This is a genomic window from Methanobacterium subterraneum, from assembly GCF_002813695.1.
Lineage (GTDB): Archaea > Methanobacteriota > Methanobacteria > Methanobacteriales > Methanobacteriaceae > Methanobacterium > Methanobacterium subterraneum.
In genome coordinates this window covers 1,211,729-1,228,581 of the sequence record NZ_CP017768.1, presented here as the reverse complement: position 1 = coordinate 1,228,581, position 16,853 = coordinate 1,211,729, and the positions used below count along the sequence as shown (strand labels likewise).

Annotated in this window: 14 protein-coding genes; 4 read left to right on the top strand and 10 right to left on the bottom strand. The window is 39.5% G+C overall.

Annotated elements, in window-relative coordinates:
- Positions 1 to 67: 67 nt before the first annotated feature.
- The 3 genes from BK009_RS05855 to BK009_RS05845 form a co-directional block, all read right to left on the bottom strand.
- Positions 68 to 730: an RNA ligase partner protein gene (locus tag BK009_RS05855; protein ID WP_100906905.1), complete on the bottom strand. Its 663-nt coding sequence runs from the start codon at positions 728 to 730 to the stop codon at positions 68 to 70.
- 243 nt (positions 731 to 973) lie between these two features.
- Positions 974 to 2,383, bottom strand: coding sequence for a sodium/glutamate symporter (locus BK009_RS05850; protein WP_100906904.1), 1,410 nt, complete (start codon positions 2,381 to 2,383; stop codon positions 974 to 976).
- Positions 2,384 to 2,508: 125 nt separating this feature from the next.
- Positions 2,509 to 3,870 carry a response regulator gene (locus BK009_RS05845; protein WP_100906903.1) on the bottom strand — a complete coding sequence of 454 codons (1,362 nt, stop codon included), beginning with the start codon at positions 3,868 to 3,870 and terminating at the stop codon, positions 2,509 to 2,511.
- A 303-nt stretch (positions 3,871 to 4,173) separates the two neighbouring features.
- On the opposite strand from BK009_RS05845, the gene BK009_RS05840 reads away from it, so the two are divergent.
- Both BK009_RS05840 and BK009_RS05835 read left to right on the top strand, forming a co-directional pair.
- On the top strand, positions 4,174 to 5,025 hold the full coding sequence (locus BK009_RS05840) for a shikimate dehydrogenase (protein ID WP_100905868.1): 852 nt from the start codon (positions 4,174 to 4,176) through the stop codon (positions 5,023 to 5,025).
- Positions 5,026 to 5,150: 125 nt separating this feature from the next.
- Positions 5,151 to 5,999 (top strand): TatD family hydrolase, encoded by an 849-nt coding sequence (locus BK009_RS05835; protein WP_100906902.1) that lies wholly within the window; start codon positions 5,151 to 5,153, stop codon positions 5,997 to 5,999.
- Between the two features lie 142 nt (positions 6,000 to 6,141).
- On the opposite strand, the gene BK009_RS05830 is transcribed toward BK009_RS05835, so the two are convergent.
- From BK009_RS05830 to BK009_RS05805, 6 genes are all read right to left on the bottom strand, one after another.
- Positions 6,142 to 7,026, bottom strand: coding sequence for a DUF7065 domain-containing protein (locus BK009_RS05830; RefSeq protein ID WP_100906901.1), 885 nt, complete (start codon positions 7,024 to 7,026; stop codon positions 6,142 to 6,144).
- Positions 7,027 to 7,149: 123 nt separating this feature from the next.
- Positions 7,150 to 9,945 carry a PEP/pyruvate-binding domain-containing protein gene (locus BK009_RS05825; protein WP_232728046.1) on the bottom strand — a complete coding sequence of 932 codons (2,796 nt, stop codon included), beginning with the start codon at positions 9,943 to 9,945 and terminating at the stop codon, positions 7,150 to 7,152.
- Between the two features lie 265 nt (positions 9,946 to 10,210).
- Positions 10,211 to 10,792 carry a TIGR00267 family protein gene (locus BK009_RS05820; RefSeq protein WP_100906899.1) on the bottom strand — a complete coding sequence of 194 codons (582 nt, stop codon included), beginning with the start codon at positions 10,790 to 10,792 and terminating at the stop codon, positions 10,211 to 10,213.
- 93 nt (positions 10,793 to 10,885) lie between these two features.
- The gene (gene hmgA / locus BK009_RS05815) at positions 10,886 to 12,094 is read right to left on the bottom strand and encodes a hydroxymethylglutaryl-CoA reductase (NADPH) (protein ID WP_100906898.1); all 1,209 of its coding nucleotides are present in this window, start codon (positions 12,092 to 12,094) and stop codon (positions 10,886 to 10,888) included.
- Between the two features lie 63 nt (positions 12,095 to 12,157).
- Entirely contained in the window at positions 12,158 to 13,018 is an 861-nt protein-coding gene (gene sucD, locus BK009_RS05810; protein WP_100906897.1) for a succinate--CoA ligase subunit alpha, read from the bottom strand.
- 76 nt (positions 13,019 to 13,094) lie between these two features.
- Positions 13,095 to 13,823 (bottom strand): hypothetical protein, encoded by a 729-nt coding sequence (locus BK009_RS05805; RefSeq protein WP_100905874.1) that lies wholly within the window; start codon positions 13,821 to 13,823, stop codon positions 13,095 to 13,097.
- Positions 13,824 to 14,226: 403 nt separating this feature from the next.
- On the opposite strand from BK009_RS05805, the gene aroD reads away from it, so the two are divergent.
- Entirely contained in the window at positions 14,227 to 14,901 is a 675-nt protein-coding gene (aroD, locus tag BK009_RS05800; RefSeq protein WP_100905875.1) for a type I 3-dehydroquinate dehydratase, read from the top strand.
- Positions 14,901 to 15,545, top strand: coding sequence for a S24/S26 family peptidase (locus BK009_RS05795; protein ID WP_100906896.1), 645 nt, complete (start codon positions 14,901 to 14,903; stop codon positions 15,543 to 15,545). Before aroD ends, BK009_RS05795 begins: the two co-directional genes overlap by 1 nt.
- Positions 15,546 to 15,739: 194 nt before the next feature.
- Here the strand turns inward: BK009_RS05795 and BK009_RS05790 are convergent, their stop codons facing one another.
- A complete protein-coding gene (locus tag BK009_RS05790) occupies positions 15,740 to 16,711 on the bottom strand; it encodes a zinc metalloprotease HtpX (RefSeq protein WP_394340073.1) in 972 nt (323 codons plus the stop codon).
- Positions 16,712 to 16,853 lie beyond the last annotated feature (142 nt).

Genomic DNA, 16,853 nt, shown 5'->3' with positions numbered 1-16,853 from the left:
TTTTTCATGAAATACGGCCTCTTTATCAAATAGATATTTTTGGGTTGCTGAACTTTCATTTATTCACTTACTCATAGTATTTCAAGTACTCTCGGAGCATTTTAGGAAATGATTTGGCACTTAAAAAGCGAAGTCCCAGTCTTTCGGCCCAGACTTTGATCCCCTCATCAGCAGCCACTACCCCTGCTCCTAATTCCTTGGCCAGAAGGAGCACATCCAGATCAGGAGCACTGTCCAAAGTTCCCTTGCGAAGTGCAGCCCGGTAACGTTTCCTGAAATCTTTAATGGCCTTACCAATTACTTCCATCTCGATCTGGGTTTTTTTCTCACCCCTGGACATCATGACCATGGATTCCACTGCCGCTTCCCAGACAGCACTTTCCGATATGCGCATACCCTTATTCATCCTTTCCCTCATGTCCTGAACGTATTCATAGAATATCTCCGAGGGTATCTTGGTGTCATAACGGTTTGGGGTTTTTTTCACAATCCAAGTCTCAGCTTTGATCATGACGCTCTGGGGACAGTCATAACGGGTTATGTAATCAATGAATTCTTTGTAGGTAATCGGTGGCATGTGGCAGCTCATATTGAGCTTTATCCTTGATCGGGCTATGAGATCCAAGAGGACCTCCACAGTCTTATCTAGTTCCCCATCTCCATAATCATCCCTTAACTGGTTATCAGTAAAGGCAGTTGTATCTAAAACAAACCTCTGTTTGGCGATCATTTATTTAAACCCCCATATAACCATTATTCTTATAATCTTGGGTATTTTTTTGGATAGATGAATTTTCATCTCCTATCCTGAAACTATCCAATCATAACTTTTCAACTATCATCTAATTTCTAATGGGATTAATATAAACTGTTGCATTCAATAAATCTATTTAACAGAGCAATTTTTACTAGGCCAATCATAGGTTATGCCCAGACTCAACATTCGATTTTTTTAGATTTTGTTTGTTGTTTCTTATTTTTTCCTAAAATAAAATAACCCAATCCCCAACCATAATAAAAGCATTACCAAGGAAAACACCAGTACAACTTCAGGTCCAAATTGAAATATTAAGGTAACAGAGGCTGCAGTGAAAATTCCTCCCCCTACAATGGGTTCAAACAGCAATTGTTTATAACCAAAACCTTCCAGGGCAGGTGACTTGTTATCTGGATCTGATAGTTTCATTAGAAGGATTCCAGTGGCAGTCATGCCCATGGATTGCCCAAAGTTCCCTGAACCTCTTTCAAACCAGTAGCTGGGGAACATGATGGGTGCTAAATAAATGAATGCCACCAAATTCCAGATTATACCTACCACTGCCAGAATTAAGAATGGTATTAGGTTTTCTCCAATAATAGTTAGTGAAAGGGTGGCTATGGCGCTTACGATCAACACATCCAGTGAAAATCCCTGGATTCTTACAATTAAATCCCGATCCAAAGTCCGGTAAATATCAAATTTATCCAGAAATATCTGCAGAAAAATGCCTCCAATCATGGCAAAAGGGAAGAGGGGAATGAACTCTAGGAGGTAAGTTCCAGTTAAAGGTCCCCAAGTTGTAGTTTCTAGGAAAATCAGGGCTTGCTGTATAACATACCCTATCCCTATGGCCACTCCCACATAGGCAAAATGCAGGGATAATGGTTCAATTGACTCAGTTCGTGTGGTTAATTTACCGGCAGAAACTCGATTATCAAATTCAACAATTCCTGCCTGTTCTTTAAGTGATATTTCTCTCTCATTAGTAATTATTTCTGTTTTACCTCTTTTTACAGCATAGTTCATTAAAATAATTCCTAATATTACTCCAAATATTAATCCAATGGTTGCCAAGCCCAGTGCTAAATCAGACCCTCCATAAAATCCTAGTTCTTCAAAAGTTCCAGCCATACCTGCAGCAGTCCCATGACCTCCTTCGAATCCTATTTCTATTAATGCCCCTGTCATGGGATCTAACGCAAAAAAAGGAGTTAAAATGAGCATGGTAACTAATATCCCAAAAACATACTGTCCCCAAGCAATGGTCTGCCCATGGGCAATTTGGGGGCCGGCTATACGCCAGATCTTCTGAATACTTGGCAGTTTCTTCCCCAAGAATAAAGAAGCGAAAATAATGTTAATGAAAAGACCGGGAAGAACACTCCACACCTCTAGAACTTCCAGTGGAAAAATTCCTTTGGAAAGAAAAGAATTTCCAAAGCCCAACCAAGTAACTATGTTTCCCAGAACTTCCGGGCCTAAAAAAAGGGCTACAAATCCCCCAATAATAGAGCTGGGAAGAAACAGTTTTTGAAGTGGGGTGGATATTACCCGGATCCATTTGCCAGAAAGTAAAACTAACCCCAGAATTAAAAAACTAACAGCTATTAGTTCTGGTGACATGGGGAAATTTATATCATCAATACTATAAAAAAGTATTAATGGAATTTTTATTCCCAAGGAGGTGTATTAAAAAATTTAGGATTTAAGGGATGTTTGTTGATAAAAATCACAAATAACTCCTAAAACTACAATTCATCTTTTCGGATGATTTCAATTAGTATTTCATTGTGCAACTTAAGGAATTTTTCAACTATGTTGCGATATTTTTCCTCATTTTTTCTCAATGCATCGTCGGAATGTTTCCTGGTGATTGCTATGGCGTATAGATCTGATAAACGTTTTACAATTTCCAGATCATTTTCATCATATTCATCTGAATTTGCTAGTGAAATTAAACCCACTAAATCCTCGTTAACAATTGCCGGAACTGCTAAAAATGTTTCAATGGCAATATGTCCAGTTGGAGTTCCTGTGGATCGGGGATCATCATTGGGCTGATTGGTGAGAATAGGTTGCTTGTTATTTAACACCCAACCCCACAATCCACCAAATTTCTCAAAAATCACACTCTTATCCTTAACATGGCATTCAGTCCAGATATTGCGAGTCATGGTTGGAGAAATGAGAAAACCGTTTTCAGGGTCAATGTAACCTACAAAGCCAAATTCACTCCTGGTGAAAATCTGAGCATATTTTAAGACCAGATCTGAGATATCTTCAATAGGAGCTGATTCCAGAAGTTTACTGGATAGTATTGCCAAATCTGAATTAATTTTTAACTCCCGGGATAATGCTTTTTCCATCTTTTTACGTTCAGATATATCCAGTAGTGACACAACGCTTTTATCAGAAAAAGAAATCATACCCACAGTGATGAAGATATCCTTCAGATTATTGTTTTTGTCTTTAAATTTAATTTCATAATTTCTTGGAGCTAAATATGGATTATTCCTTCTCAGATCATGATATTGCGTTAATTTATTCAAGTACTTTTCAGGAACAAATTCTGTCCACTTTCTCCTTCCCTCTATCTCCCTTTTCGTGTAGCCAGAAAGTTGTTCAAATTCACTGTTGGCTAGGGATATTGTTTTATCCTCCCCTACAATTATGGTTGCAGTGCCGGTGTTTTCAAATATGGACTTATACTTTGATTCTGATTCTTTAAGCCGAAGCATTGATTCAACAATTGCTAAAAGCTCTCCTTTCGAGATGGGTTTGGTTAAACATCCATCTAATCCTTCTTCAAGCCATTTGGATCTGTTTTCAGGAGAGATTTTCAAATGGGATAATAAAATCACCAGAGTATCCTGTAGTTTTTCCTCAGATTTTATTTCCTTACCTAATTCTAACCCGTCTTTATCCGGAAGTAACTTGTCTAGGATAATCAGATCAGGGTGGTTTTCCCTTACATGATCAAGTGCTTCAGTTCCGCTGGAAGCTTCTAAAACTTCATAACCTGCAGATCTTAGTACATGTACCATAGCAACTAACTGGTCCTGTTCATTATCAACCACCAGTAATTTGGCTTTCACACCATGTTCTACCATAATATACAAACTCCTTTCATTTTTCCAGGATATAATAAGTTTAGGTGGATATTGCTACAATTTGAATTATTAATCTGTTATGTTCTGAATTATATTTGTTTTTTTGGAAATATAATTTGATAATTCCTGTAGGTTCTTTTCAATACCAGCCGATCATAAATTAGACTACAGCAATTTTTGTAATAGTTTTATAGTTTACAAACCATATTATGAAGAGAGGGTAACCATGATAAACAAGTCATTTCGGATTGATCTAAATTCCGGGATTTATCTGATAGTTAGTATTGATGGTGGTGATATGAATTGATAACTGGAAAAACTGGCCTGGTAGGAATAATGGGGGATCCTGTAGAACACAGCTTATCTCCCACCATGCACAACGCCGCATTTGAGCTTCTTAAACTGGACTATGTTTATGTTCCTTTCCATGTTAAACGAGGAAACCTTTCACCAGCAATGGAGGGTGCTAGGAACATGGGGATTAAGGGTCTTAACTTGACCATACCTCATAAAATTGAAGTTATTAAATACCTTGACGAACTGGAGGGTGTGGCAGAGCTTATAGGTGCTGTTAACACAGTTAAATTCACTGAAAACCATGTTGTTGGTTATAATACTGATGGATTTGGTGCGGTCAAGGCCATTGAAGAAAAAAAACCAATCAAAGGTAAAAAAATAATTATATTGGGAGCAGGTGGCGCAGCCAGAGCAATATCATTCCAATTAATCCTAAATGGGGTGGGTGAAGTTTTAATAGCCAACCGAACTCAAGAAAAAGCCTGTAACTTAAAAGATGAATTGACTGAAACATCCAATACTTCTGTGGATTGTCTGGAATTGGGTGATGAACTCTCTCTTGAACTTGAAGATGCAGATGTGCTTATTAACACCACACCTGTGGGGATGTATCCTCACCATAATGATGAGCCGGTGGTAAAAGCGGATAGAATGCATGCTGATCTGCTGGTTAATGATATTGTCTACAATCCCCTTGAAACCGGTCTCCTCCGAGAAGCAAGTAAGGCGGGTGCTCAGGTAGTTCATGGTACCAAAATGCTGATCTACCAGGGAGTGGAGGCATTCCGCATCTGGACGGGGGTAACACCACCAGTTGAAGTATTTGAAACAGTATTGATGCGGGAACTTGGTTACTAAAGTATCTTAACCATTGAATCTTATAAAAAGACATAGATCTAAATATTTTAACTGATTCATAGATCTGAATTTAATCATGAATCATATATTTCATTCAAAATTAATTATATAGGAGATATTAATACATGGACAACATACCATCCACCGATAACCATATACACGTAGACCCTATTAATGGTGAAGGGCCATTGGAAGTGGCTTTGAAGTTCCACAGGTCAGGTGGAACTGCCATGATCATCCCCAACAAGCCTACCTGGACAGTGAGTCCTCAGTGTAGTTTTGATGAGGTAATGGAACTGGTTATGGAATACGTGGATGAAATAAATCGTGAAACTGGGGTTAAGGCATTTGCAGTGGTGGGAGCGCATCCTGCCGAACTCAGCCGACGTGTAAAAGCGGGAATGGAATTAACCATGGCTGAAGAGCTCATGAGAGGGGCTCTGGAAACAGCACAGAACATGGTGATGGAACAAAAAGCAGTGGGAATTGGTGAAATAGGCCGACCACACTATCCAGTCTCCCCTGAGGAGATGGAAGCACATAACCGACTTATGATCTATGCCATGGAACTGGCCCGGGAGGCAGACTGCCCGGTGCAACTGCACACTGAAAGTTCAACCGAAGAACAGTTCCGGGAATTTGCAAAAATGGCCAGTAAAGCAGGTTTAAAGAAAAAAAAAGTTATTAAACATTTCTCAGGACCACTGGTTCTTCCAGATGAAAACCACGGGATCACTCCTTCCCTCATTGCTAGCGGAGAGGTTATGAGGGAAGCTCTAAGGAAGGGTAAAAATTTCCTCATGGAAACTGATTATCTTGACGACCGCACAAGGCCAGGGGCGGTTATGGGGCCCCGAACAGTTCCCCGACGTACTCGGAAGCTAATAAATTCTGGTCTACTCACTGAAGAAGACGCCTACCAGATACATGTGGAACGGGTGGAGAAACTTTACAGTGTGGATTTGGATTTATAATATTTACCAAGGGATAAATGAATTTATAATATTAACAATATGGGGAACGATTTTTTTGTCAAAATAAATAATTTACATAATTTATTTTAACTTATATTCATTGTAAAAGTGTATAGTATTGAAAGAGAAAGAATTATTCAATTTATGGTTTAGGAACTAAAAATTCAGCTATACCATAACCTTCCTTACCTTCCCACATGTATTTGGAAAGAGTTTCAATGAGAATCATCTTTTCATCAACTGGGATCATCCCAAATCTAATTACTTCTCCTCTAACTGAATATTTTGAACTTTTTTTATCAAATAAGATCATTTTAAACGTGGAAGGAATTCCGTTATTAAATTCCAGATCTATATCTGATTTTACCAGGGGCTCATTCACGGAATCTTTAAAGAAATATCCTGCATCAATATCTCCCCCCTCAACGGAAAGTTTGGTTATATTAAAAGCCTCTTCATGGGAAAACTCGGAGTTAATCCACATCCACATCTTGGGAGATCCCCAATCCCTCACACCACGGCTCAAATCCCTTTCACCCATGGCTGCAATTTCAAATACCTCACCATCTATTTCAATTTTCCCAAGGGCTTTCCCAAATTGTTCATAATGTTCTGATGCCACATTTGATGACATTTCAGTCTGTTTTTCATCAACACAATCAACGTAATCCATAACTGGGTTTAAAGCTTCCCAGGCAATATCCATTTTTACTTTAAACTCGGTAGGAACTGCAGCCCGCGGATCAAAAATTGAACCATCATATCTAAGCCTCCATTTCCCGGATCCAATTTCCTCATAATCCAAACCAGCAATATTTAATGGTTTATCATTACAGGGAGTTTCCATTTTAATCCCGGCCACCACATGAGGTGTCATTAAAAAGAAGAACATTGACTTTTCATTCTTATTGACCTTGTTCCCTATTCGCATGAAGGCGGTTAAATCATTATTCTTATCATGAAAATTAAAATAATAGCTCTCATTCCATTCTTCATGTTTTTTTAGAATTTCTAAATCAAGATCCATACAAATCCCTCACTACAATTAAATCTTTGTAGTTAATGGTTTAATTGTTAATTAAAATATTTTAGAAGTTCAAACGGATAAAAACCATCTTACTTCCATGGTAATATCTTTAACCGGTAATCATTATTTCTTGTATACAACTCCGTCATTACCATTTACAATTAACATTTCACCAGTTTTAAAAATTTTAGTGGCTCCTTTCACTGCAGTAACTGCGGGTATTCTATATTCACGGGAAATAACAGCACCATGGGATAATATTCCTCCTGTTTCTGTGATAAGACCTCCCACTTTGGAAAACACAGCAGTCCAGGCAGGGTCAGTGTTACTGGTTATCAGGATCTCATTATCTTCCAGTTGTGATAATTCTTCAATGGATTCAACCACTCTGGCCACACCAACAAATGTTCCCGGGCTTGCTGCAGCACCATAAACTGCATTTTGGTTGTATTCAGTGACTGTATCATCAAATTCTATCCCGTTTTTTATGAATTTCGGGGGGAGTGATGATTTATATCTATAAAACTCTTTTTTCCTTTTCAGAATTTTATCCTTTAGTTTTTTGCCCTTCATTCCTGAAACAGTATTTTCATTTAATTCTATTTCATTTAATTCAGCCTTTAATGATTTTTCTAATGATGAAGGGTTAATATCAAAAAAAGCAAATAATTCGCTTTCATAAAGGAAGAAAACATCATCCCTATCATCAATAATTTCCCGCAATGATAATCTCCTTCCCATCTCAAGTAACATCAATCTCTGGCGGAAGAGTAGGTGATCTAAATAGAATCTCTGATTTTCTCGGAAAGTTAAATAGGTCTGGGCTAAATTAAGCACCATTCCAAATAGTTTTGCCTTGAAAATTCCCCATCGCTGTTTTTTTATTCGAGATAAAACTTCTTTTCCTGTTTTAGATCTATTATCACGACTTTCTAATTCTTTTTTTCTTAAATCTAAGTCTGAAGAAGATAGTAATTTAATAACTTCTAAAACGTAGGCCTTATCCTCTCCCCATCGAGGATACATTATTTCACGAGTATTGGATCGGTGCCCGTAATCATTAATAAACTGATCAAACTCTTTTTCAAAACTGGAATCGGAAGAAATAATCTCATTAATCTCAGATTCGTCTAAAGAACTTATACCATCAATGGAACCTATTTTCAGTGATAAATTAGGGGTTTCTCTCAAAGTTTTAGCCAGATCAGAGAAATGGATATTCATTTCCACGGTTTTATTATCATCTAATCCTGAGATCAAACCAGCATAGAGGGTGCCATCATTATCTTCCAACCATTCCACCAACCAGTTTTTGATCATCAAATTGGTGGCTATGGAATGGGAAACCATACCGTACCTTATTAGCTGGTAGTGCTTAATACCGGCTGTTTCAATATCATTATACAGCGATAATAGTTCCACATCATCCAGTGCTTCCAGATCAGTTTCATCGAATGATCTGCATTTCTTCATAAAACCATGGGCCCATTCTCGGTATGCTTTGTCAGTTCGGTGCATCATTCCATCAGGGTCACGGATAGCTACTAAAATCTGTGAAAGTAAAGTTTTATGCAATATGGAGGGATACTCTGATATCCTCTCCTGGTCTTTCAGAGGAAAATAGTTCAATAACTCTTTGGACCGGGCAAACTTAGGATAATATGAAAAAGCTTTTTCCAAAACCCAACTATTAAAATAAACCCTAGATTTATGGAGTTTTAGAAGTTTAGAGTCTGTTATTTCCTTATAACCCATTATCCGAGCACCTTCATGATTCACGTAATCAGTGAGCATTTTACCCATAACATCGTAAAAAAGGGGGGTGGTGGCATCTGCCCAGTACTCATCACCATAGGCCCGGGTCCATAATATATCATCATTCTCCGCGTCATCGGTGAGGGTGGTTACTGGTCGTGATTGAAGAATATAGATAGTGGGTTTTTTTGTTTTATCATTGTCAGATTTTTCATCATTCTTTAACTCCCTATCATTATTTAACTCCCTATCTTCACATTCAATGGCCCATTCAATGTCCTGGGGAACACCAAAAAATTCCTCAAGTTCAATTCCAGTCTCAAGTAACTCTTTTAGGATTATATTATTAAGACTTGATTCGTCTCTATCTGCTTTATCTATGGTGGTTAAAGTGTTTTCACCGTTAATCAGGAAATATCCTTTCTTTTTTGTTTTAATATTTTTCTCAATTAACTTTCCTTCCCGGTTTAAAACAAAAATATCAGGGGTAACTATCCCTGAGGCAATGGCTTCACCTAGACCCCATGTAGATTCAATAACCACTTCATTACGTCCATTTACCGGATTGGCAGTGAAGGTCACGCCGCTAATATCGGCATTCACCATTTTCTGTACCAGTACTGCTATTCCTGCAGAGGTCAGTTCGGTGTCTAGATGTCCAATTGAAGAATCATGCCTATATTTAACGGCACGATCATTCCAGTAGGATGCCCAGCAGTCAATGATTTTTTCCAGAATGTTCTCCTTTTTTATATTCAAAAAACTATCCAGTTGACCTGCGAAACTGGCATCTTCAAGATCTTCAGCTACTGCCGATGATCTTACTGCATAGTATCCATCAGGGAGATTCATTATATTATTATTAATCTCTAAAAACAGATCTGAGGGTAATTCTTCACTTTTGATTATGTTCCGAATTGATAAACATCCATGGGAGATGGAATCTTCCATCTCGAAATCAATTGAATCAAGAATTTCGGATATCTCGCCTTCTAATTCTTTTTTAATAAAAGAATCATAGGCATCTACAGAGACGATAAACGCAGGGGGAATGTTAAAACCTGCAAATGACATCTTACTCAAATTACGAGCTTTACCCCCAATTTTTTCTATGGATAAATCTTTTTCTTTAAGATCTATCACATAACTACCTTTATCCGCCATAATTATCATTGCCCATAATATAATACTATATTTTCCCTATTTATTTCTAAAATTAAGTGGAATACTGTATTTGTTTTTAAATAAGTAGAATATAAAACCGTATGATCTTTAGTTTAACAGTATGTTTTTTAGTAATAAAAACGAGTTTAAAAAATAGTTAGATACGGTTTTATAGTTAAATACTGGTCTTTTTACCGTTGATTAATCAGAATCCTTAAATATCAGACTTATATTGTAGAATTGGTTTTTGGGAGGGTTTATGGGTTTAACCATGTCCTCCTCCAATTAGGTAACTCACCACGCTGATCAATACTCCGATGAGCATGATTTCCACACTGGTTTTAAGTAAACTTTCACGGGATACCTTACCTAGATACACACCCAGTATGACCAATGCCACAAAGCAGAGTATCACTGTGCATATGGTGGCATTTATCCTGTCGGAAATGAGAATGAATGGTACCACTGGTACGAATGAGCCGATGAAACTGCTGAATCCATGGGTGAACATGCTCATGTATATGCGCTTTTTGGCTTGCTGGTGTATGTGGGTGTCATCCAGCTTACCCTCCTCCAGCATCATCTTCTGTTCCAGTTCCCGTATGCTGCGAACCTCCTCGGCACGTTCACCAATGAAAGATCCGAAAGCATTGGACAGTGCCAGGGCAATACCACCGCTGAGACCGGTTAATCCCACAGCGAAGTTGGAAATTTCCAGTCCACTCACACCAGCCACACCACTGGCAGTGAGGGTAACGCCCATAACTGCCAGGATTCCGTCCATGGTTCCCAGAGCCACGTAACGGCTCATTTTAAAGTATTCACTTATGAATTCGCGGATGTTCATTCAAATTTACTCCAATTATATAAGATTTTTAATATAAATTACTTAAAACTTCATCTCAATCAAATGTCGGTCATGGGGGCTGAAGTGATAATATTAGCCCCTTCCCAAATCCTTATGGGCCCTTGCCAGGTGTCCTGCAGCCAGGGCACCCATCAGTGACAGTTCCCCTGCCAGGACAGTTCCAACTACGATTTCTGCAAATTTATTAACTTTACCGGATCCAGCCACACCTAAAATGTTCAAACAATCCTGAGCAGTCTCCAGACGGGTTCCACCACCTATAGTGGCCAGAGGAAGGTCGGGTAGGGTCACTGAAAAGTACAGATCACCATCTTTAACCTCAGCAGTGGTTATTCCCAGGCTTCCCTCCACCACGTGGGCTGCATCCTGTCCAGTGGCCAGGAATAGGGCAGCAATCATATTAGCGTACTGGGCATTGAAACCCATACTCCCTGCCATGGCGGAGCCAATGAGGTTTTTAGCTAGATTTACTTCCATAATAGATTCTGGTGTGGTTTTAAGTTTCTTTTCCACAATTTCACGAGGGATGAGGATATCTGCGGTCACGGTTTTGCCCCGTCCTTCTATGAGGTTCATTGCTGATGGTTTCTTATCCACACAGAGATTACCGCTTAGAGCCAGTACATGGGCTCCAGTTTCTCTGGTTAAAATATCCATGGCCTTATCTGTGGCAATGGTAACCATGTTCATACCCATACTGTCACCGGTGGTGAAAGTAAAACGGGGGTAAACGTAACGCCCCACCACTATTATGGGGTCGATTTTTACCAGACGTCCGTGGCGCGTTGTACTTTCAGCGGCTTCTTTAAGCTCTATAAAATGTCTTTCAATCCATTCTTTTATTTTAATGGCTTCAGTAACAGAGTCTGTCTGTATAACAGGGGCTCTGGTCATTTTATCATCGATTATGCGTACGTTAGCACCACCGGCTTCCCGGGTGACAGAACAGCCTCTGTTGATGGATGCAACCAGGGCACCTTCAGAAGTAGCCAGGGGAACGTAATAAACTCCATGGGCATGTTGTCCATTCAAATGCAGTGGCCCGGCCAGTCCCACCGGGATCTGCACAGTTCCCAGGGGATTTTCAATATTCCTTTTCATAGCCTCAGTCAAATCCAGGGAGTACTGGGAAAGATGGAGAAGACTGGAACCAGCTATATGTTCAGCAAACTCCCTTCTTACTTCAATTGCCTCCTGGACACTATCAGTGTTACCTTCAATTTGATGGAGTTTCAACTCTCCGTTAACAAGTTTTTCCAGTATTTCTTCTTTGTTTGCCATAGAAACCATCTTAAAATATTTTTAAGCTATGAAGTAAGATTTAATAATTTTAGTATGGATGAATTAAATTATTTCATTCATTATATCTGCAATCTGGGAGGGCTGCTCTGCCACTTTCACCCCTGCTGATTTAAGGGCTTTCATCTTGCTTTCAGCAGTTCCACTGTTCCCCTCGATTATGGCGCCTGCGTGTCCCATTCTTTTCCCGGTAGGTGCAGTTCTGCCGGCAATGTAGGCCACCACAGGTTTGGTAATGTTATCAGCAATGAATTCTGCTGCTTTTTCCTCAGCATTACCTCCGATCTCTCCGATCATGACTATAGCCTGGGTTCCAGGGTCTTCTTCAAATTTCTGGAGCACATCGGCAAAATCCATACCCACCACCGGGTCACCACCAATACCCAGACAGGTGCTCTGACCAAGCCCGGCATTGGTGATCTGGCTGGCCACTTCATAGGTCAAAGTTCCGCTACGGGAAACAATTCCAATATTCCCTGGATTGAAGATATGGGTGGGCATTATTCCTAATTTACCAACTCCAGGAGTTATGATTCCAGGAGTATTGGGGCCAATTAGCTTACAATTATTTTTACGTGCGTATTGGGCTATTTCCATAGAATCGTGGACTGGGATGTGTTCAGTGATAATCACTGCTAGTTCCAGTTGGGATATGGCTTCGAAGGCAGCATCCTTGGCGAATGGTGCTGGTATGAAAATTATAGATGCGTTAACATCCATTTCTTCTTTAACTTCTGCAATGGAATTGTAAACCGGAATTCCCTTAAATTCCTGTCCCCCTTTACCCGGTGATGTGCCGGCCACAATATTGGTATCATACTCCAGCATGCTTTTGGTGTGGAAAGAGCCCTGTTTACCGGTAATGCCCTGCACCACACATCGGGTGTCTTCGTCAAGAAATATCACTGTATCACTTCCTTTGATTATAAAAAACAATAGCTATTATTTTAATATCTTCAAATCTTTTGATTGTTGAAATTTTTTAAACCTTTAATATCTTCATTTTGCTGGAAAGTGGCACTGCCAGGTCCATTACATTCCCGTTCATATAGGCGGTGATGGACATGATCACGCTTCCCGGGATAACATAGGATGGAGAACCTCTACGAACCAGATACACGTTTTTGTTGCCTAGCGCAGCCCCCATCATGGCCCCAGCCACTACTCCGATGCTTTCAATATCTTCCACGGTCACCACTACCACCGGGTCATCTGTCTCATCAGAAACGTATCCCACGCCTGGTATTTCCTGGTTATGGTTCAAACTACTTCCACCAATATCAGTAACCTGATCCATACCTCTGGCGGCTTTTATCACAGAATCAGCAACGTTATGGACGAACCCTTCACCGCCGTAGGTGTCGAAGGCCATTATAATGGCATCAGGATAGCGGTCTTGCCTTATTTTTGCTTCGGCATAGGATATTCCTTCACCAGCGTTTTCAATGGTGTCTGATATACCATTGATGTCTCCTAAATCTTCGGCATTGTTGCGGAGAATCTCCACAATACCTTGATTGACCTCTTCCAACCGATCATCTTCCACAAAAGCACTGATGACCACATCATCGCCGGTTATATTGGTAAGAGCAGCTTTAAAGGCTCCCTTATTCAGCAAGAGGGGAATATTGTTTTCTATGTTTTTTATGAGGTTTTTACTGCAGGAAACATCGTTTCCAGAAATATCTGCACCGATAGTGGTAATCTTCAAATCATCACCTAAATTTTTAAAAGGTTAATTATTGATTATTTATGGTTTAAATCCATGGATTAAATTTTAGTGAGAATCAATATGGTGGAAACTTGTTCTTATACATTTTCTTCTAGATTTTTTTTGGGGGCCCGGTGTTCAGGGTAGTGCTACTCTATTAAACTGATCATATCTTTAATTAATTCAATGAGCCCAGTTTTAGGAAATCAGGATTAAATAGGATTCATCTAAGTTAGTATGAGATGAAATGATTCACTAAATCCCTTGATAAAAAAGATTTAGTAAGGTGGAGAAATAAATAAATAACATGTTCATGAATATTAAAATCCTATTCCAGTATACATGGATTAATACTGCATAATAAATAATTACCATGGATTTTATCATTAGGATGTGGATGCCCATGATTTTGAAACCCTTAATTTGTGTTCCAATACTCGAAAAAGATAGGAAAAGTGTTTTAAAAGTTGCCAGTGAAGCTGTAAATGCAGGGGCAGACTTGGTGGAGCTTCGCATTGATGCCCTTCTGGACAGCGATCCTCAAAGTATCATCCATTTAATGGAGGAAATAAATTATCCCCTCATTGCCACCAACCGGATGAGGGAGGAAGGAGGGCACTTCATGGGGTCTGAAGCTGAAAGAACAGAAATATTAGTGGAAGTTGCAGATCACGCGGATTATATTGATATAGAACTTCAAACTGATGAAAAATGCCGTTCTCAAGTTATTCGGGCAGCTAAATCAACAATAATATCTTACCATGACTTCCAGAAAACTCCATATCTAAATGAACTCTTGGAGGTTGTTAAAAGAGAGAAGGAACTTGGATCCATAGCCAAGTTTGCAGTCATGCCCCAGAATATGCAGGACACTCTTAATGTGCTGGAAGTAGTCAACCAGCACGACAACACCATTGGTATAGCTATGGGAAAAATGGGACGATACACCAGGGTGGTAGCTCCACTTTTAGGGTCTCCAATTACTTATGCCTCTTTAGGGGGTGGTTCTGCACCAGGACAACTGGATGTAAAACATACCCAAGAGATTATTTATAAATTAATAGGGGATGACGATTAGTGAAACTCAGAACTGGAATTATCATTGGATTATTGGTACTGGTAGTTGCAGCAGGATCTGCAATTTTCTTATCAACCAATCACAATACCACGGAGATTACAATTGAAACCAACGGTACCGCGGTATCAGTCCAATCAGCATCATCCTGGCTGTTTCCAGTTCCAGATGCAATGCTGGAAGAGATGAAGACAAAAGCCCTGGCAGATGTTGAGGATGTAGATAGTAGTCTTGGCTCTATCCAGACAGATATGCAGAACATTGCCAGTAAATATAATTATACCGTACAGGTGAAGATCAAATCCCAGTTCGGGGAAAATCAACTACCTCTGCTTGCCACAGTTAAGGGAACCTCCATGATACCTACCCTGCAGGATGGCCAACGAATTATCGTGCTTAAAACCAGCAACTTCCAGGCGGGGGATCTGGTGGTGGCCCGTCATCCTGACTACCACCTCATTGTTAAAAGAGTTGCAGAGATAAATGGAACTCAGGTTTACCTTAAAAGTGACAACCGACAAGTGGAAACTGTTAGCAACCAGATACGCAATGTAAACGGGGTTCAACAAATAGTAACCATTCAAAAAACACCTTTAGATACTTGGCTTCCTAAAACTAATGTGGTGGGCGTGGTAAAGGTTTATTAGGGTGGATTCTTAATTCTTAGGATTTTTAATCCATTTCTTTATATATTTTTAGGAAAAAAACTAAATAATTTGATCAAAAGCACTGATTTTATCTAAAATTAGCTTTTTAAAAGGCTTTCTAGTATTATAAAGCTTTTAGCAAATTAAATTTAAATAAGATTTATGATTGTTTAAAATAAAAAAATAGAGGATGATCAGGTATCGCTTAGCTCAGCTAACCGTTTAATCCTTTTCACCATGTTGGGATGGGTGGAAAGTAATTCCATGATCTTACTGCCGGTTCCTATACTGGTTTTCATATTACGGAGTTCTGCCAGTTCTGATTCACTAATCACTCCGTCCATATTAGAATCCAGCTGTCGGAGGTCGTTTATTTCGTTCCCAGCATCGGAGATATCATTGACAAAGAATGCCTTAACTCCTTCCACTTCTTTAACCTGTCTTTTATCCAGATTAGCAGATCCATAAACCAGTTTGTAAAGTGCACTGGCCAGTTTGTGGGGTTTGCCACCTATCTCCACACTTCCCTCGTCAGCATAGTATTCCCTGACTCTGCTCACGAACAAGACCAGTAACTGTCCCAGTAAGTATCCTACCAGGGCTGCAATTCCAATTATTCCCGCATCACTATCCCTATCTCCAAAGAGAGTGCTGATGAATATCCAGTAACATATTAGGGGAACCACACTGATGAGGGTCATCACTGCCATGTCATTATGGCGGATATGGCTGATTTCATGTCCCAGAACTGCTTTTAACTCCTCCTCATCCAGGAGGTTCAAAATACCCCTGGTGACACAGACCCGACCATCACCCTTGGTACGTCCAAAGGCAAAGGCGTTAGGGATGCTGGTTTCAGCAATTCCAACTTTAGGTTTGGGGATCCCGGCATTCATGGCCAGTTCATCCACCATGGCATGCAGGTTGGGTGCTTCGTGATGTGACACGTAATGCACACCCATGACCTTCTCCACCATGACCGGGCCCAGCATGTACTGGGCAAAAACAACCACTATTGCCATTACGGCAAATATTAAGGGTGTTCCAAAGCCCAGATATGTGCAAATGACCGTTATTATGGCATAAAGTATACCAAATAATAGTGCAGTAGCTAACCATATTCGTAGTGTTAGCAAAAATCTTTTCAATTTATACACCTGCCTTATCCATCTTATTTTTACTTATTTTTTTATTTTCTATTATTCCGCGATTAATAGTAATGAACTAAGTATATAAATATAATCAATTTCATCTAAAAATGTATCCCCCTGGGAATCAAATAAATTGAAGTTAAATTTCAGGAAAATT